The 16823-nt window shown below is 72.9% G+C and carries 15 protein-coding genes and 1 pseudogene; all 16 read right to left on the bottom strand.

Going from position 1 to position 16823, the window contains the following annotated elements; all coding sequences use genetic code 11:
• Positions 1–27 precede the first annotated feature (27 nt).
• The gene (gene coaBC, locus FSY66_RS10125) at positions 28–1311 is read right to left on the bottom strand and encodes a bifunctional phosphopantothenoylcysteine decarboxylase/phosphopantothenate--cysteine ligase CoaBC (RefSeq protein WP_144794524.1); all 1284 of its coding nucleotides are present in this window, start codon (positions 1309–1311) and stop codon (positions 28–30) included.
• A gap of 84 nt (positions 1312–1395) precedes the next feature.
• Positions 1396–1866 (bottom strand): DNA-directed RNA polymerase subunit omega, encoded by a 471-nt coding sequence (rpoZ, locus tag FSY66_RS10120; protein ID WP_144794522.1) that lies wholly within the window; start codon positions 1864–1866, stop codon positions 1396–1398.
• A gap of 131 nt (positions 1867–1997) precedes the next feature.
• A complete protein-coding gene (gene gmk, locus FSY66_RS10115; protein ID WP_186304541.1) occupies positions 1998–2597 on the bottom strand; it encodes a guanylate kinase in 600 nt (199 codons plus the stop codon).
• Positions 2598–2816: 219 nt separating this feature from the next.
• Complete coding sequence (gene mihF / locus FSY66_RS10110) at positions 2817–3131, bottom strand: integration host factor, actinobacterial type (RefSeq protein ID WP_144794520.1); 315 nt, start codon at positions 3129–3131, stop codon at positions 2817–2819.
• A 192-nt stretch (positions 3132–3323) separates the two neighbouring features.
• Positions 3324–4292 carry an orotidine-5'-phosphate decarboxylase gene (gene pyrF / locus FSY66_RS10105; RefSeq protein WP_144794518.1) on the bottom strand — a complete coding sequence of 323 codons (969 nt, stop codon included), beginning with the start codon at positions 4290–4292 and terminating at the stop codon, positions 3324–3326.
• Positions 4285–7617: a carbamoyl-phosphate synthase large subunit gene (carB, locus tag FSY66_RS10100; protein ID WP_144794516.1), complete on the bottom strand. Its 3333-nt coding sequence runs from the start codon at positions 7615–7617 to the stop codon at positions 4285–4287. Before carB ends, pyrF begins: the two co-directional genes overlap by 8 nt.
• Positions 7617–8849 (bottom strand): glutamine-hydrolyzing carbamoyl-phosphate synthase small subunit, encoded by a 1233-nt coding sequence (carA, locus tag FSY66_RS10095; protein WP_144794514.1) that lies wholly within the window; start codon positions 8847–8849, stop codon positions 7617–7619. The genes carB and carA overlap by 1 nt, the downstream gene beginning before the upstream one ends.
• Positions 8846–9412, bottom strand: a complete 567-nt coding sequence (locus FSY66_RS10090) for a PH-like domain-containing protein (RefSeq protein WP_144794512.1) — start codon at positions 9410–9412, stop codon at positions 8846–8848. The genes carA and FSY66_RS10090 overlap by 4 nt, the downstream gene beginning before the upstream one ends.
• Before the next feature lie 5 nt (positions 9413–9417).
• Entirely contained in the window at positions 9418–10809 is a 1392-nt protein-coding gene (locus tag FSY66_RS10085; protein ID WP_260853636.1) for a dihydroorotase, read from the bottom strand.
• Positions 10806–11819 carry an aspartate carbamoyltransferase catalytic subunit gene (locus FSY66_RS10080; RefSeq protein ID WP_144794510.1) on the bottom strand — a complete coding sequence of 338 codons (1014 nt, stop codon included), beginning with the start codon at positions 11817–11819 and terminating at the stop codon, positions 10806–10808. Before FSY66_RS10080 ends, FSY66_RS10085 begins: the two co-directional genes overlap by 4 nt.
• Positions 11816–12442, bottom strand: a complete 627-nt coding sequence (gene pyrR / locus FSY66_RS10075) for a bifunctional pyr operon transcriptional regulator/uracil phosphoribosyltransferase PyrR (RefSeq protein WP_144794508.1) — start codon at positions 12440–12442, stop codon at positions 11816–11818. Before pyrR ends, FSY66_RS10080 begins: the two co-directional genes overlap by 4 nt.
• Before the next feature lie 357 nt (positions 12443–12799).
• A pseudogene (gene nusB, locus FSY66_RS10070) lies at positions 12800–13204 on the bottom strand (transcription antitermination factor NusB); the annotation flags it as partial.
• On the bottom strand, positions 13201–13764 hold the full coding sequence (efp, locus tag FSY66_RS10065; RefSeq protein WP_144794504.1) for an elongation factor P: 564 nt from the start codon (positions 13762–13764) through the stop codon (positions 13201–13203). The gene efp and the pseudogene nusB, both read right to left, overlap by 4 nt.
• Positions 13765–13852: 88 nt before the next feature.
• A complete protein-coding gene (gene aroB / locus FSY66_RS10060; protein WP_144794502.1) occupies positions 13853–14938 on the bottom strand; it encodes a 3-dehydroquinate synthase in 1086 nt (361 codons plus the stop codon).
• 56 nt (positions 14939–14994) lie between these two features.
• Positions 14995–15573, bottom strand: coding sequence for a shikimate kinase (locus tag FSY66_RS10055; protein WP_144794500.1), 579 nt, complete (start codon positions 15571–15573; stop codon positions 14995–14997).
• Positions 15570–16817 carry a chorismate synthase gene (aroC, locus tag FSY66_RS10050; protein WP_144794498.1) on the bottom strand — a complete coding sequence of 416 codons (1248 nt, stop codon included), beginning with the start codon at positions 16815–16817 and terminating at the stop codon, positions 15570–15572. Before aroC ends, FSY66_RS10055 begins: the two co-directional genes overlap by 4 nt.
• Positions 16818–16823: the final 6 nt, after the last annotated feature.

The following is a 16823-nucleotide window of genomic DNA, read 5'->3' as shown; positions in this document are numbered from 1 at the left end:
CGCCAGGCCGCGACGACGCAGCACCGCTCAGGCGCCGCGTCCCAGGCGTCGCGCGATCCGGCGCACGAGCGCGGCGGCGACATCGTCCTTGGCGCCCTCGACGATCTCGTCCTCGACCTCGCCCTCCGCACCGGGCGCCTCCAGGATCGTGACCCGGGTGGTGTCCTGCCCGAAGACCAGGTCGGTGCCGACCTGGTTCACGCACAGCAGGTCGCATCCCTTGCGCTCGAGCTTGGCCCGGCCGAACTCGAGCGGGTCCGTCCGCCCGTCTCCCGTCTCGGCGGCGAAGCCCACGATGAGCTGCGACCGCCCCAGCTCCTCGCGGTGCTGCACGAGCCCCCGGAGGATGTCGGGATTGCGGGTGAGCACGATCGTGGGAGCGTCCTGCTCGTCGTCGGTCTTCTTGATCTTGGCCTCGGCGACCTCGGCCGGGCGGAAGTCCGCGACGGCCGCGGTCATGACCACGACGTCCGCCTGGCCCGCGGCGGCCTCCATGACCTCCTGGAGCTCGAGGGCGGTGCCGATGCGGCTCACGCCGATCCCCTCCGCCTGGTCGGGCAGCGGGGCCTCGACGTGCCCGGCCACCAGCTCGACCTCCGCTCCGGCGGCCCGCAGCGCCCGCGCCACCGCGATCCCCTGCTTGCCGGAGGAGCGATTGCCCAGGAAGCGCACCGGGTCCAGGGGCTCCTGCGTGCCGCCGGCGGAGACCACGGCGCTCAGCCCGCGCAGCGGCGCGGCTCCGGGGGGCTCCTGCGCCGCGGGACCGGTCGACGCGTCCGGCGCGCCGCCGTCCACGAGGGCCAGGGCGGCATCTCGGATCGCCTCGGGATCCGGGAGCCGACCGGGCCCGGTGTCGGCTCCGGTGAGCCGCCCGGAGGCCGGCTCAAGCACGTGGCGGCCCTGGCGGCGCAGCGCCAGGACGTTGTCCTGCACCGCGGGGTTCTGCCACATCTGCGTGTGCATGGCCGGGGCCAGGAGCACCGGGGCCTCGGTGGCCAGCAGGGTGGTCGTGAGCAGGTCGTCGGCGTGGCCGTGGGCGGCCTTGGCCAGCAGGTCGGCGGTGGCCGGGGCGACGATGACCAGATCAGCCCGCTGGCCCTGCATCACGTGGTTGACGTCCTCCACCCGGTCGAAGACGTCGGTGGTGACCGGCTCCCCCGACAGCGCCTCCCAGGTGGGTGCCCCGACGAACTCGAGGGCGGCGCGCGTGGGCATGGGCACCACGTGATGGCCGGCCTCGCTCAGCAGCCGCAACAGCGCAGCGGACTTGTACGCGGCGATCCCGCCGCCGATGCCCAGGACGATGCGCACGATCCGGTCTCCGTTCCGCGTGAGGTATGGGCCCCGCTGCCCGCGCCGCAGTCGTGTCTCAGCCGGCCGGGCGCTCGCGCCGGCTCAGTTCTCGGACGGCTCGTCCGAGGGGACCTCGGCCTGCTCCTCGGAGGCCTCCGCCTCGGGGGTGAGCTGATCGGCCCCGCGGTCCTCGGCGCCCTCCGAGAAGACCATCGAGGAGTCGAGCTCGCCGCCCTGCTGCTCGCCGAAGTAGTCGCTGTAGAAGTCCTCGACGCCGAGCTCGCGCTCGGTGTTGAGCTGGCCGTTCTCGGAGAAGCCGGCGTGGTCGACCTCGGTCGATTCGATGAGGTTCTCGTCGATCTCGCGCATGGCCACCGAGAGGCTCTTCTCGTTCGGCTGGACGTCCACGAGCGGGCCGACGTACTCGAACAGGCCCTCGTGCAGCTGCGAGTAGTACGCATTGATCTGCCGAGCGCGGCGGGCCGAGAAGATCACGAGCCCGTACTTGGAGTCGGCCTTGGTCAGCAGGCGGTCGACGGGCGGCTCGATGATGCCCTGATGATGAGTGGACAAGGAGATTCTCCTGACGCTGTGCGTTGTCCGTCCGCCGCCGATGCCCTCGGATGGCGGGGCGCTGGGCGAGCGGACGCTGTGCTGTGCGGGAGGTCCCGCACCGAGTCTGCGGTGCCGGCGCGGCGGCTCTCTCAGTGATCGAGGCGGGGCTCCAGCCCCATCAGCTCGACGAGCCTCTGCGCGGCCGACTCGACCCGGTCGTTGACGACCGTGTGATCGAACTCCGGCTCTGCGGCGAGCTCCATCCTAGCGGTTTCCAGCCGCACCCGCTGCTCCTCGGGGCTCTCGGTGCCCCGGCCGGTCAGCCGGGCGACCAGCTCGTCCCAGGTCGGAGGGGCCAGGAAGACCAGCTGCGCCTCGGGCATGGACCGCCGGACCTGGCGCGCGCCCGCGAGGTCGATCTCCAGCAGGACGCGCCGACCGGCGGCGACGGCCTCCATGACCTTCTCGCGAGGCGTCCCGTAGCGGCTGCGGTTGTGCACGACGGCCCATTCGAGCATCTGGCCGTCGTCCACCATGCGCTGGAACTCGGCATCGTCCACGAAGTAGTAGTGGACGCCCTCCTCCTCCCCCGGGCGCGGCGCCCGCGTGGTGGCCGACACCGAGAGCCAGACGTCCGGGTAGTGATCCCGGACGTAGGAGGACACCGTGCCCTTGCCCACGGCCGTGGGCCCCGCCAGCACCGTGACGTGCTCCGGTGCGATGCTCGGTCCGGACTGCTCCTGCGGCACTGCTGCTCCTCGGGTCCTCGGCGGGTCGACGGCCGGCGCCGACGGGCGGGCCTGCCCGATCCGCCGCCCGGTCGTGCGGTGAGCGGCCAGGATACCCGCAGACGACGACGGCGCCGCTTCCGTCCCGCACGGGGAGGCAGGGGCGCCGTCGCGGCGGAGGCCTCCGCGCCCACGGCCTCGTCGGCGCCACGTCGGACGACGGGCGGCAGCGCACCCGCCTCAGCGGTCGAGCTGCTCGATCAGCGCCTTGCGCTGGTGCACGCCCAGGCCCCGCACGCGACGGGTCCTGGCGATGCCGATGTCCTCCATGATGGCCGCGGAGCGGACCTTCCCGATGCCCGGAGCGGACTCCAGCAGGTCGGAGACCTTCATCCGGCTGAGGGCCTCGTCATCGGCCGCGCGGTCGAGGATCTCGGCCACCGTGATGCTGCGGTCCTTGAGCTTCGCCTTCACCTCCGCGCGGGCCGCTCGTGCCGCGGTCGCCTTGTCGCGAGCCGCGGCCCGCTCTTCATCTGTCAGCAGGCGCAATGCCATGGCCGGTTCCTCCCTTGAACGGCAGCTGTCGCGCGCCGCGCACCTGTGGTCCGGCCGGGACCGAGGTCGGCGCGCTCGCGCAACTGTATGCACATTCGTTGGAATGGAGATAGCGGCACACCCCCTCGACCTGCGCCGACGCCCCGTCCTGCCCCTCCTCCGACGGCGGGATCGGCCGCAGCGCGCCGCGCGTCAGGCGCCCAGGGCCCCGCGCAGCTCGGCGTTCGCGGCCTCGGCGGCCTCGCGCAGTCCGGAGGCCTCCGGCCCGGCAGCGAGGATCCCGCGCGAGGAGTTGACCAGGACCCTCCCCCTGACCTGGGAGAACATCCGCCCCAGGTCCTGGGCCGTCGCGCCCTGCGCCCCGTACCCCGGCGCCAGCACGAGTCCGCCCGTCGCGGGGAGGTCGACGCCGACCCGCGTGATGGCCTCCCCGGTCGTGGCCCCTATCACGAGTCCGTGCGATCCCGTCATCTGAGCGTCACAATGTGCACCGGAGCCGTGTGCGACCTGCGTCGATGCTGGGAGGGCCCGGGCATTGCGCTGCGCGACCGCGGCGCTGACCCCGGCGGCGACGGAGGCGCCTCCCCCGACGTGCTGGACCGAGGCGCCCTCGGGATTGGAGGTCAGTGCGAGCACGAAGGTCCCGCGCCCGGTGCGCTCCGCCAGCTCGAAGGCCGGTCGCAGCGCACCGGCGCCCAGATAGGGGCTCAGGGTGACGGCATCGGCGGCCAGCGCGGAGTCGTCGGAGAGCCAGGTGCGCGCATAGGCCTCCATGGTCGAGCCGATGTCGCCGCGCTTGGCGTCGGCGATCGCGAGGATCCCGGCCTCGCGGCAGGCCTCGAGGGTCTGCTCGAGCGCGGCCATCCCCGCGGAGCCGAAGGCCTCGTACCACGCGACCTGCGGCTTGATCGCGGCCACCCGCCCCTCGAGCGCCTCGACCGTCCGCAGGGAGAAGCGCAGCAGCCCCGCCGGGGTCGCGGGCAGTCCCCAGGCCTGGAGCAGCGACGGGTGGGCGTCGATCCCCGCGCACAGCGGGCCGTGCTCGGCGATCGCCGCGCGCGCCCGCTCCCCGAAGCCCTCGCGCGCCGCCGACCCGGGCGCCTCGGCGCCCTCGGCCGGCTGCTGCGACGGCTCCCCTGCCGATCCCCCCGCCTCAGGCACGGGAGGCCTCCGCCGCCTCGGCCCGTTCCGCCACGGAGCCGCGCAGGTTCTCCTGGTGGACCTGCAGGGGCGTCACGTCCCACGAGTGCTCGCGCATCGCGGTGATCGCCTGCACGACGGCGCCGAGCTGCGCCACGGTCGTCACGATCGGCATCCCGACCGAGGTGGCCGCGGCGCGGATCTCGTAGCCGTCCCCGCGCGACGTCCCGCCGCTGGAGGGGGTGTTGAAGACCAGGTCGATCTCCCCCGCCTCGATCAGGTCCACGACCGTGCGCTCCTCGGAGCCGCGATCGGAGATCTTGGCCACGACGGTGGAGTCGATGCCGTTGCGGCGCAGCACCTGGGCCGTGCCGCCGGTGCTCACGATCTCGAACCCGAGCTCGCGGAACATCCGCACATAGGCCACGGCGGCGCGCTTGTCCCGGTTGGCGACCGAGACGAAGACCCGGCCCCGGGTCGGCAGGGCGACGCCCACCCCGGCCTGGGCCTTGGCGAACGCGGTGTCGTAGTGCGCGTCGAAGCCCATGACCTCGCCCGTGGAGCGCATCTCCGGGCCGAGCAGGGAGTCCACGGCGTGCCCGTCCGCGGTGCGGAAGCGCGCGAACGGCAGCACGGCCTCCTTGACCGCGACGGCCGCGTCCAGCGGCAGGTGCGAGCCGTCGCCCTCGGGCAGCAGCATGCCCGAGGCGCGCAGCTCGGCGATGCTCGATCCGGTCCCGATCAGGGCGGCGGCCTTGGCCAGCTGGACGCCCGTGGCCTTGGAGACGAACGGCACCGTGCGCGAGGCCCGCGGATTGGCCTCGATGACGTAGAGGATGTCCGAGGCCAGGGCGAACTGGATGTTGATCAGGCCCCTGACGCCCACGCCGGCGGCGATCGCCCCGGTGGCCGCGCGCACCCGCTCCAGGACGTCGGGCCCCAGCGTGATCGGGGGCAGGGTGCACGCCGAGTCGCCGGAGTGGATGCCGGCCTCCTCGAGGTGCTCCATGATCCCGCCCACGTACAGGCTGTGCCCATCATGGAGGGCGTCCACGTCGATCTCGATCGCGTCCTCGAGGAACTTGTCGATCAGCGCCGGGCGCCGCGCGGAGACCTCGGTCGCGTTGTCCAGATAGGTGCGCAGCTGCTCGTCGCCGTAGACGATCTCCATGCCGCGCCCGCCGAGAACGTACGACGGGCGCACGAGCACCGGGTAGCCGATCTCGGCGGCGATCGCCCGGGCGTCCTCGAAGGTCGAGGCGGTGCCGTTGCGCGGCTGCAGCAGCTGCGCCTCCTTGAGCACCCGGGCGAACTCGCCGCGGTCCTCGGCCAGGTCGATCGCCTCGGGCGCCGTGCCCAGGATCGGCACGCCCGCCGCCTTGAGCTGCGCGGCCAGCTTGAGCGGGGTCTGACCGCCGAGCTGGACGAACACGCCCAGCAGGCCGCCCGTGGCCCGCTCGGCCGCGATGACCTCCATGACGTCCTCGAAGGTCAGCGGCTCGAAGTACAGGCGCGTGGAGATGTCGTAGTCGGTCGAGACCGTCTCCGGATTGCAGTTGAGCATCACGGTCTCGTAGCCGGCCTCGCGCAGGGCCATCGAGGCATGCACGCACGAGTAGTCGAACTCGATGCCCTGCCCGATGCGGTTCGGACCCGAGCCCAGGATCAGCACCGACTGCCCGCCGTGCTGCCCGACCTCGGTCTCCTCGTCGTAGGACGAGTAGTGGTACGGCGTGTAGGCCTCGAACTCGGCCGCGCAGGTGTCCACGGTCTTGAACACCGGGCGCACGCCCAGGGCATGGCGCACGCCGCGCACGACCTCCTCGGAGGTCATGGCCAGTGCGGCGATCTGCTCGTCCGAGAAGCCGTGGCGCTTGGCCGCGCGCAGCGTCTGCGCCGTCAGGTCGGGATCCCGGCGCACGGTCTCGGCCACCTCGTTCAGCAGCGCGATCTGGTCCAGGAACCAGGGGTCGATCCGCGTGGTCGCGTGGACCTGCTCGACCGAGGCCCCGTGGAGCAGGGCCTGCTGGACGGCGTGGATGCGCCCGGTGGTCGTGGCCCGCGTGGCCTCCACGAGCCGCTCGACGTCCTGCTCGCCGGCCTCGGACCGGCGGGTGAAGTCGAAGCTCGAGCCCTGCTGCTCGAGGGAGCGCATGGCCTTCTGCAGCGCCTCGGTGAAGTTCCGTCCGATGGCCATGGCCTCGCCGACCGACTTCATGGTCGTGGTGAGCGTGGGGTCGGCGGCGGGGAACTTCTCGAAGGCGAAGCGCGGGCACTTGACCACGACGTAGTCGAGCGTCGGCTCGAACGAGGCCGGGGTCTTCCGGGTGATGTCGTTCGGGATCTCGTCGAGCGTGTACCCGAGCGAGAGCTTGGTCGCGATCTTGGCGATCGGGAAGCCCGTGGCCTTGGAGGCCAGGGCCGAGGAGCGCGAGACGCGCGGGTTCATCTCGATGACGACGACCCGCCCGGTCTCGGGCTCGATCGCGAACTGGATGTTGCACCCGCCGGTGTCCACGCCGACCTCGCGGATGACCGCGATCGCGATGTCGCGCAGCCTCTGGTACTCGCGATCGGTCAGCGTGAGCGCCGGGGCCACGGTGATCGAGTCGCCGGTGTGCACGCCCACGGGGTCGAAGTTCTCGATCGAGCAGACCACGACGACGTTGTCGCTGCGGTCGCGCATCATCTCGAGCTCGTACTCCTTCCAGCCGAGGATGGACTCCTCGAGCAGGACCTCGGAGGTCGGGCTGTACTGGATGCCGGCTCCGGCGATGCGGCGCAGGTCCTGCTCGTCGTAGGCCAGCCCGGAGCCGAGGCCGCCCATCGTGAACGACGGCCGCACGACCATCGGGTAGCCGAGCTCGTCGGCGGCGGCCAGGGCCTCGTCCATCGAGTGCACGATGATCGACCGGGCCGACTCGGCGCCGCAGCGCTCGACGACGCCCTTGAAGGCCTCGCGGTCCTCCCCGAGGTTGATCGCCGCGATGTTGGCGCCGATCAACTCGACGTCGTACTTCTCGAGCACGCCGGCGGCGTCCAGGGCGATCGCGGTGTTGAGCGCGGTCTGCCCGCCCAGGGTGGGCAGCACGGCGTCCGGGCGCTCCTGGGCGATGATCTTCTCGACCACCTCGGGCGTGATGGGCTCGACGTAGGTGGCATCGGCGAACTCCGGGTCGGTCATGATCGTGGCCGGATTCGAGTTCACGAGGATGACGCGCAGGCCCTCCTCCTTGAGCACCCGCAGGGCCTGGGTCCCCGAGTAGTCGAACTCGGCGGCCTGCCCGATCACGATCGGGCCGGAGCCGATGACCAGGACGCTGTTCAGATCGTTCCTGCGCGGCATCAGTTCGTGGCCTCCTGGCTGGCGGTGTGCGGGGTGGTCTGCGCGGCCTCGTCGCCCGCCGGGCCCCCGGTGAAGGGCCGGCGGGTGCGCAGCATGTCGACGAAGCGGTCGAAGAGGTAGGCGGCGTCGTGGGGCCCGGCCGCGGCCTCGGGGTGGTACTGGACGGAGAACGCCGGGATGTCGAGGCAGTTCAGCCCCTCGACCACCCGGTCGTTGAGCCCGATGTGGCTGACCTCGACGCGGCCGAAGCCCCCGGCCGGCGCCTCGACGGGTCCGTCGAGCGGAGCGTCGACGGCGAAGCCGTGGTTGTGCGCGGTGATCTCGACCTTCCCGGTGCGGCGGTCCAGCACGGGCTGGTTGATGCCGCGGTGGCCGAAGGGCAGCTTGTACGTGCCGAAGCCCAGGGCCCGGCCCAGCAGCTGATTGCCGAAGCAGATCCCGAAGAACGGGGTGCCCGAGCGCAGGACGTCGCGCAGGACCTCGATCTGGGGCTCGGCCGTCTCCGGGTCGCCGGGCCCGTTGGACATGAAGACGCCGTCCGGGCCGAGCTCGCGGATCTGCTGCGCGGTGGTCGACGCCGGCAGCACGTGCACCCGCAGGCCGCGCTCGGCCATGCGGGTGGGCGTCATGGCCTTGAGCCCGAGGTCGATCGCGGCCACGTCTGCCAGGACCTCGCCGTCCCAGCCGTGGTCGGCCGGCTCGACCGTGTAGGCCTGCTCGGCGGTCACGGTCTCGGCGAGCTGCCGGCCCGCCATCGGGGGCTGCGCGCGGACCTCCTCGAGCAGCTCGTCGGCGTGCCGGCCCTCCAGGGCCTGCCCGGAGAAGATGCCGGCGCGCATGGCCCCGGCATCGCGCAGGTGCCGGGTGACGGCGCGGGTGTCGATGTCGCGGATGCCCACGACGCCCTGCTCGGCCAGCAGGTCGTCCAGGGTCTTCTCGCTGCGCCAGTTGGAGGCCACCCGGGAGGAGTCGCGCACGGCGTAGCCGGCGACCCAGATCCGGCGGGACTCGTCGTCCTGCAGGTTGGTGCCGGTGTTGCCGACGTGCGGGGCGGTCATGACGACGATCTGCCCGGCGTACGACGGGTCCGTGAGCGTCTCCTGGTAGCCGGTCATGCCGGTCGAGAAGACCGCCTCGCCGAGGGTGCGGCCTTCGGCGCCCCAGGCGCGGCCGCGGAAGGTGCGCCCGTCCTCGAGCACGAGGACCGCCGGGGTGTGGGAGTGATGGGTCACGGAGCTGTCTCCTCGTTCTGCGCTGTGGAGGAGATGCCCTCGCCGGGCACCTCCGACGTCTGGGCGGAGGACCCGCCGAACGCGGCCAGGGCCTCGAGCAGGCGCGGCCTGTCCTGGGCCTGCTGGGGTCGGAAGCCCGTGTCGACGCTCTGGCCCGCGTGGCTCCAGGTCACCATGACGAGCCCGCCGGGCTCGACGAACTTGCCGACCATGCCCGAGCCGGTGCCGAAGTCGGTGATCCGGGAGGCCGCGATCCACAGGGGCTCGGCGCCCGCGCGGTCGCAGAGGATCCCGTCCTCGTAGAGGAAGATCCGCGCCCGGGTGCGGATGCCCAGGCCGTGGCCGACCACGCGGTCCATCGCGTTGCCGTGATGCACGGTGGCGACGTACATGCCGTCGACGTGGCCGCGCGGGTCGCGCTGCTCGATGTCGGCCGGCAGCTCGGGCAGGGGCGCCCGGGACTCGTCGCGGCGGCGGCGGCGCGACCAGCCGATCGCGGCCGGGATCAGCACGACCGCGATGACGAGCAGCCCGATCAGGGCGGTCTGCAGCCTGTAGTCCACCTCGATCACCGGCTCTCGTGCGCGGAACCGGCGCTGCGCGCCGCGGCCGGATGCGGAGTGGCGATCTCGCCATCGAGGACCACGGGGTGGCCGTGCAGCAGCGTGGCCCGCACGGCCCCGGGCAGGGTCAGCCCCCGGTAGGGGCTGTTGCGGCCCTTGCTGGCGTGGGCCTCGGGATCCACGACGGTCTGCGCCGCCGGGTCGAAGAGCACGATGTTGGCCGGCTCCCCCTCCTCGAGCGGGCGCCCCTGATCGGCGAGCCCCCCGATCCGCGCCGGGGTCTCGGAGAGGATCCGCGCCACGTCGGCCCACGTGATCAGCCCGGTGTCCACGAGCGTGTGCTGGGCGATCGACAGCGCGGTCTCGAGCCCGGTCATGCCGTGGGCCGCCCCCGACCACTCGCACTCCTTGTCCTGGCGCGGGTGCGGGGCGTGGTCGGTGCCGATGACGTCGATCGTGCCGTCGGCCACGGCCCGGCGCACGGCCTGGACGTCCTCCTCCGTGCGCAGCGGCGGGTTCACCTTGTAGACGGGGTCGAACGTGCGCACGAGCTCGTCGGTGAGCAGCAGGTGGTGGGGGGTGACCTCCGCGGTCACGTCGATCCCGCGCTCCTTGGCCCAGCGCACGAGCTCGACGGAGCCCTTGGTGGACAGGTGGCAGATGTGCAGGCGCGAGCCGACGTGCTGGGCGAGCAGCACGTCGCGGGCGATGATCGCCTCCTCGGCCACGGCCGGCCAGCCGGCCAGGCCCAGATCGGCCGAGACCGCGCCCTCGTTCATCTGCGCCCCCTCGGTCAGCCGGGGATCCTGGGCGTGCTGGGCGACGACGCCGTCGAAGGTCCGGACGTACTCGAGCGCCCGGCGCATGAGCAGCGGGTCGTGGACGCACCGTCCGTCGTCCGAGAACACGCGCACCCGTGCCCTCGACTGCGCCATGGCCCCGATCTCGGACAGCCGCTCCCCCGCCAGGCCGACGGTCACGGCCCCGATGGGCTGGACCTGGGACCAGCCGGCGTCGCGGCCCAGGCCCCAGACCTGCTCGACGACCCCTGCCGTGTCGGCCACGGGGTCGGAGTTGGCCATGGCGAACACGGCGGTGAAGCCGCCGCGGGCCGCGGCCCGGGTCCCGGTCTCGACCGTCTCGGCGTCCTCCCGGCCCGGCTCGCGCAGATGGGTGTGGATGTCCACGAGCCCCGGCAGGGCGATCTGGCCCTCGGCCTCGATGACGTGCGCCTGATCGTCCCGGAGGTCCTCGCCGATGCGCTCGATGCGCCCGTCGGCCACGAGGATGTCGGCGGTGCGCTGCCCGAGCAGCTCGGCGCGTCGGATCAGCCAGCGCCCGGCGGCGCGCGGGTCCTGGCCCGCGGGGGTCTCGGCGTGATCGGGGGCGGGGCTCATCGGGTCTCCTCGGGGCTGGCAGGGGCGGTGTCGATGGCGGCTGCGTCGTCGGCCCCGTCGCCGGTGAGCAGCAGGTAGAGCGCGGCCATGCGCACGGAGACGCCGTTGGCGACCTGGCGCAGCACGGTCGAGCGCGGCGAGTCGGCGGCCTCGGAGGAGATCTCCAGACCGCGGTTCATCGGCCCGGGGTGCATGATCGCGGTCTCGAGCCCGGCGCGGTCGAGCTGCTGGAGCCGCTCGTGGGTCAGGCCCCAGGTGCGGGCGTACTCGGCCTCGGAGGGGAAGAAGGCCGCGCGCATGCGCTCGCGCTGCACGCGCAGCATCATCACGGCGTCGGGGCCCTCGGCCAGGGCGGCATCGAGGTCGAAGCGGATCTCGGCGGGCCAGTGCTCGACCCCGACCGGGATCAGGGTGGGCGGAGCCACCAGGGTGACGCGGGCGCCCAGCGTGGTCAGCAGCCACATGTTCGAGCGGACCACCCGGGAGTGCAGGACGTCGCCGACGATGACCACGTGCATCCCGGCCAGATCCGTGCCGGTCGCATCCGTGCCCGCGAGCCGGGCCCGGTGCTGGCGCAGCGTCATGGCGTCGAGCAGCGCCTGGGTGGGGTGCTCGTGGGTGCCGTCGCCCGCGTTGAGCACGGCGGCGTCGATCCAGCCGGCCGTGGCCAGCTGCTGGGCGGCCCCCGAGGCGCCGTGGCGGATCACGACGGCGTCGGCGTTCATGGCCATGAGCGTCTGGGCGGTGTCCTTGAGCGACTCCCCCTTGGACACCGAGGAGCCCTTGGGCGAGAAGTTCAGGACGTCCGCGGACAGGCGCTTGGCGGCCGTCTCGAACGAGATGCGCGTGCGGGTCGAGTCCTCGAAGAAGAGGTTGACGACGGTCCGCCCGCGCAGCGCGGGCAGCTTGCGCACGCTCTGCTGCCCCAGCTCCCCCATCCGCTCGGCGGTGTCGAGGATCTGGAGGGCGTCGTCGCGGGAGAGGTCCCGGGTCGAGAGCAGGTGCTTCATCCCTCGATCACCACCTGGTCGATCTCGCCGGCCGGGTCGGCCTCGGCGCCGTCGATCTCCGCCAGGCGCACGCGCACGCGCTCCTGGGAGGACGTGGGGAGGTTCTTGCCCACGAAGTCGGCGCGGATCGGCAGCTGGCGGTGGCCGCGGTCGACCAGGACGGCCAGGCGGACGACCTCGGGGCGGCCGAGCTCGGTGAGCGCGTCCAGGGCGGCGCGGATGGTGCGCCCGGAGTACAGGACGTCGTCGACCAGCACGACGGTGCGCCCGTCGATGCCGTCCTCTGGGAGGCGGGTGGGCCACGGGACCCGCGAGCCGCTCGTGCGCAGGTCGTCGCGGTACATCGTGACGTCGAGCTGGCCGAGCCCGGTCTGCGGGTCGAAGTCGTCGAAGGCGGAGAGCTTGGCGGCCAGCCGCTGGGCGAGCGGGTAGCCGCGGCGCGGGATGCCCATGAGCACGAGGTCGCGGGCACCGCGGTTCGACTCGAGGATCTCGTGGGCGATGCGGGTCAGCGCCCGATCGATGTCCGCCGCCGACAGGATCCGGCGGGCGCCCGCGGCGCCCGCGTCCTGCTCGCGGCTCGTGCTCTGCGTCGCCGAGCGGGACTGCCTGTCCTCTGCCACGGTGCCGCCTCCTTCCCCGCCTCTCCGGACGGACTTAAAGGGTGCTTGCCGTTGGGAACCCTAGCACCGGGCTCGCCGCCCGCGTGCCTGTCGCGCTTCCCGGGACGGCGCACGTGCCGCTGCCGCTGCGGCCGCAGCGGCTCAGGCGCTCTCGCCGCGTCCCTGAGCGGTCCCGGCAGCCGCGTCGGGGCGCTCGGCCGCGTCCTCGTCCTCGGGGGCCACCACCTGGGCGTCGTCGAAGGACTCCGCGGCGAAGTCGGGCAGGGCCACGCCCTGCTCCTGCTCGGCCGCCTCCGCCAGCACCGCGGCCGCCGAGGTCTGCCCGGGATCGCCGTCGAGGTCGCTGCGCTGGGCCTCCAGCAGCGTCGGCTTGATCCTCTGCAGGCGCCCGAGCAGGCCGTTGACGAAGCCCGGCGAGCCGTCCGTGGACAGCTCGCGGGCCAGCCCGACGGCCTCGGCCACGGCGACGGCGTCGGGGACGTCGTCGTTGTAGAGCAGCTCCCAGGCGCCCACGCGCAGCAGCGTGCGGTCCACGGCAGGCATGCGCTCGATGGTCCAGCCGCGCGACCAGGTCTGCACGGCCTCGTCGATCTCGGCGCGGCGCAGCAGCACGCCGCGGATGATCTCCTCGGTGTAGGCGCCGATCAGCTTGTCGTCGTGCGCGCGGCGCCGCGTCATGACCTCCAGGGCCGGCTCGTCGCGCTGCTCGGCCTCGAAGAGGACCTCGACGGCCCGCGTGCGTGCCCTTCCCCGTGCGCTCATTCGGAGACGCGGCCCAGGTACTCGCCGGTGCGGGTGTCGACCTTGACGCGCGTGCCCGCCTCGACGAACAGCGGGACCTGGATCTGGTAGCCGGTCTCGACGGTCGCGGGCTTGGTGCCGCCCGTGGAGCGGTCGCCCTGCAGGCCCGGCGCCGACTCGGTGATCTCCAGCACGACCGACGGGGGCAGCTCGATGTACAGCGGGGTGCCCTCGTGGAAGGCGATAGTGGCGCTGGAGGCCTCGAGCATGAAGTTCTCGGCGTCGCCGACCACGGAGGCCGGGACCATGACCTGGTCGTAGGTGTCCGTGTCCATGAACACGAAGTCCGCGCCGTCCTTGTACAGGTACTGGTACTCGGAGCGGTCCACCGTGGCGGTGTCGACCTTGGCGCCGGCGTTGAAGGTCTTGTCGACCACCTTGCCGGAGGTGATGTTGCGCATCTTGGTGCGCACGAACGCGCCGCCCTTGCCGGGCTTGACGTGCTGGAACTCGATGACGCTCCAGAGGCTGCCGTCGATCTTCAGGACGGTTCCGTTCTTGATGTCGTTCGAGGTGGCCATGGTGCTCTCTCTCGTCGGCGGGGCGTTCCGGGTCCGGACCGCGGGACATCCTAGCAAGGCGGGCGCGCGGTCCCGTCCGGGCGTCAGCTCAGTCCGCGACCTCCTGGTACACGGCGTAGAGGATCGTCTGGTCCGGGACCTCCATGATGCGCGGGCGCGCGATGTCGTCGAGCACCACGAAGCGCAGCAGGCCGCCGCGGGTCTTCTTGTCCCGCTTCATCACCTCGAGCAGCTTGGGCCACTGGTCGAAGCGGTACGACGTGGGCAGCCCGAGCGACTCCAGGACGGATCGGTGGCGCTCGACGACGTCGTCGGACAGCGTCCCGCTGGTGCGCGCGAGCTCGGCGGCGAACATCATGCCGACCGAGACGGCGGCCCCGTGGCGCCACTGGAAGCGCTCGTTCTGCTCGATCGCGTGGCCCAGGGTGTGGCCGTAGTTGAGCATCTCGCGGCCGCCGGCCTCGCGGAGATCGGCGGAGACGACGCCGGCCTTGACCCGCACGGAGCGCTCGACCAGCTCGCGCAGCACCGCCGACGACGGGTCGCGGGCCTCCTCGGGGTGCTGCTCGATGAGCTCGAGGATGCGCTCGTCGGCGATGAAGCCGCACTTGACGGTCTCGGCCATGCCCGTGAGCAGCTCGTGGGGCGGCAGCGTGGACAGGACGTCCAGATCGCACACGACCCCGGCCGGCGGGTGGAAGGAGCCCACGAGGTTCTTGCCCTCGGAGGTGTTGATCGCCGTCTTCCCGCCCACGGCGGCATCGACCATGCCCAGGAAGGTCGTGGGCACGTGCACCACGCGGATGCCGCGCAGCCAGGTGGCCGCCACGAAGCCGGCCACGTCGGTCACGGCCCCGCCGCCGACCGCCACGATGGCATCGGTGCGGGTGAAGTCGGCCTGCCCGAGCGCCTGCCAGCAGAAGCCGGCCACCTCGAGGCGCTTGCCCTCCTCGGCGTCGGGGATCACGGCCTGGAAGACCTGGTAGCCCTCGCCCTGCAGCTGCTCGACGACGAGCTGTCCGTTGGCCTCGAGCGCCTGCGGGTGCACCACGAGGACCTTCTGCACGCGCGAGCCCAGGATCGGGGCGAGCTCTCCCATCAGCCCGGTGCCGACGAGGACCTCGTACTGCTCCTCGGGGCGGGATCCGGTCACGGGGATGCGGGTGGTGGTCATGGCTCTCCTTCGCGGGTCCGGGGCGGCCTCGCGCCCGGGCTCGGTGGTGGTCTCGGTCAGTGCAGTCGGCGCAGGGCCTGGATCTCGTCGTGCAGCTCCGCGGCGATCTTGGCGATCGGGCGGTTGCCGCCGGCCTGCAGGCGGATGTCCGCCAGCTCCTCGTAGGTCGTGTGCCGCTGCTCGAAGAGATCCCGCCAGCGCTGCACCGGATCTCCCTCCAGCATGGGCCGGTTGCCCGTGCGCCGCAGGCGGCCTCGCACGGTGCGCTCGTCGATCTCCAGGTAGGCGACCATGTGCCGTTGCAGCAGGTCGCGCACCGCCGGGGTCATGGGGGCTCCGCCGCCCAGGGAGACGATGGAGTCGCGGTGGGCGGGATCGCCCAGCAGCTCCTCGATGGTCCGGGCCTCGATGCGGCGGAATCCCTCCTCCCCCTGCGATGCGAAGACCGCCGGGATCTGCCCGTGGCGCCGCACGATCACGGCGTCGGAGTCCACGTAGCCGTAGCCGAAGCGCCTGGCCATGTACTTGGCCAGGTGGGACTTGCCGGCGGCCATCGGCCCGATGAGCACGATCGGCCCGGTCGAGGGCCCCAGGTCGGCGTCCGGGTCGGGGGCGGCCGAGGGACGGCGGCTCATGCGCCGGGCTCCTGCCAGGGGCCCTCCGCGTCGTCGAAGCCGCCCAGCTCGCCCGAGGAGCGCAGCGCCTCCGGGATCGCGGCCAGGTAGGCGTCCTTGTTGCGCACGGTCTCGGCGATCGAGTCGCCGCCGAACTTCTCCAGGGCGGCCTCGGCCAGCACGAGCGCGACCATGGCCTCGGCCACCACGCCGGCGGCGGGCACGGCGCAGACGTCGGAGCGCTGGTGATGCGCGCGGGCGGCCTCGCGGGTCGCGACGTCGACGGTGCGCAGGGCCTTGGGCACCGTGGCGATCGGCTTCATGGCCGCGCGCACGCGCAGGACGTCGCCGATCGACATGCCGCCCTCGATCCCTCCGGCGCGGTTCGACACGCGGTGCACGCGGCCGTCGTCGCCGATCGCGATCTCGTCGTGGGCGGCCGTGCCGGGACGGGCCGCGGTCAGGAAGCCGTCGCCGACCTCGACCCCTTTGATGGCCTGGATGCCCATGAGGGCCCCGGCCAGGCGCGCGTCCAGGCGGCGGTCCCAGTGCACGTACGAGCCCAGCCCGGGGGCCAGGCCGTAGGCGAGCACCTCCACGACGCCGCCGAGGGTCTCGCCGTCCTTGTGGGCGGCGTCGACGGCCTCGGCCATCCGCGCGGAAGTCTCGGCGTGGTGGCAGCGCAGCGGATCGGCGTCCAGGGACTCGACGTCGCCGGGCGCCGGACGATCGGCGTCGACCGGGGACTCGACCCCGCCGACGGCGGTCGTGTGCGAGACGAGCTCCACGCCCAGGGCCTCGAGGATCGCCGCGGCCACGGTCCCGAGAGCCACGCGCGTGGCGGTCTCGCGGGCGGAGGCGCGCTCGAGGACGGGACGGGCCTCGTCGTGGCCGTACTTCTGCATGCCGGTGAGGTCCGCGTGGCCGGGCCGCGGGCGGGTCAGGGCAGCATTGCGGGCCAGGCCCTCGAGGTCGGCGGGATCCACGGGGTCGGCGGACATGACCGTCTCCCACTTGGGCCATTCGGTGTTCGCGATCTCGATCGCCACCGGCCCCCCCTGCGTGATGCCGTGGCGGACGCCGCCGAGCAGCCGCACGCGGTCCTGCTCGAACTTCATCCGGGCGCCGCGGCCGTAGCCCAGGCGCCGCCGGGCCAGAGCGGCCTGGATGTCGCCCGAGGTCAGGCCGACCCCGGCGGGGACGCCCTCGATGATGCCCACGAGGGCCTCTCCGTGGGACTCACCAGCAGTCAGCCAGCGCAGCATGTTCAG

It is taken from the genome of Kocuria palustris (genome assembly GCF_007666205.1).
GTDB classification, from domain to species: domain Bacteria; phylum Actinomycetota; class Actinomycetes; order Actinomycetales; family Micrococcaceae; genus Kocuria; species Kocuria palustris_A.
The sequence above is the reverse complement of the archived record's forward strand: the minus strand, read 5'-3'. Positions and strand labels throughout refer to the sequence as shown.

What these genes read in the sequence shown, in the direction of transcription:
- FSY66_RS10080 (WP_144794510.1), bottom strand. Translation starts at nt 11,819, where the DNA reads ATGAAGCACCTGCTCTCGACCCGGGACCTCTCCCGCGACGACGCCCTC.
- mihF (WP_144794520.1), bottom strand. Translation starts at nt 3,131, where the DNA reads ATGGCATTGCGCCTGCTGACAGATGAAGAGCGGGCCGCGGCTCGCGAC.
- FSY66_RS10055 (WP_144794500.1), bottom strand. Translation starts at nt 15,573, where the DNA reads ATGAGCCGCCGTCCCTCGGCCGCCCCCGACCCGGACGCCGACCTGGGG.
- carB (WP_144794516.1), bottom strand. Translation starts at nt 7,617, where the DNA reads ATGCCGCGCAGGAACGATCTGAACAGCGTCCTGGTCATCGGCTCCGGC.
- aroC (WP_144794498.1), bottom strand. Translation starts at nt 16,817, where the DNA reads ATGCTGCGCTGGCTGACTGCTGGTGAGTCCCACGGAGAGGCCCTCGTG.
- aroB (WP_144794502.1), bottom strand. Translation starts at nt 14,938, where the DNA reads ATGACCACCACCCGCATCCCCGTGACCGGATCCCGCCCCGAGGAGCAG.
- efp (WP_144794504.1), bottom strand. Translation starts at nt 13,764, where the DNA reads ATGGCCACCTCGAACGACATCAAGAACGGAACCGTCCTGAAGATCGAC.
- FSY66_RS10085 (WP_260853636.1), bottom strand. Translation starts at nt 10,809, where the DNA reads ATGAGCCCCGCCCCCGATCACGCCGAGACCCCCGCGGGCCAGGACCCG.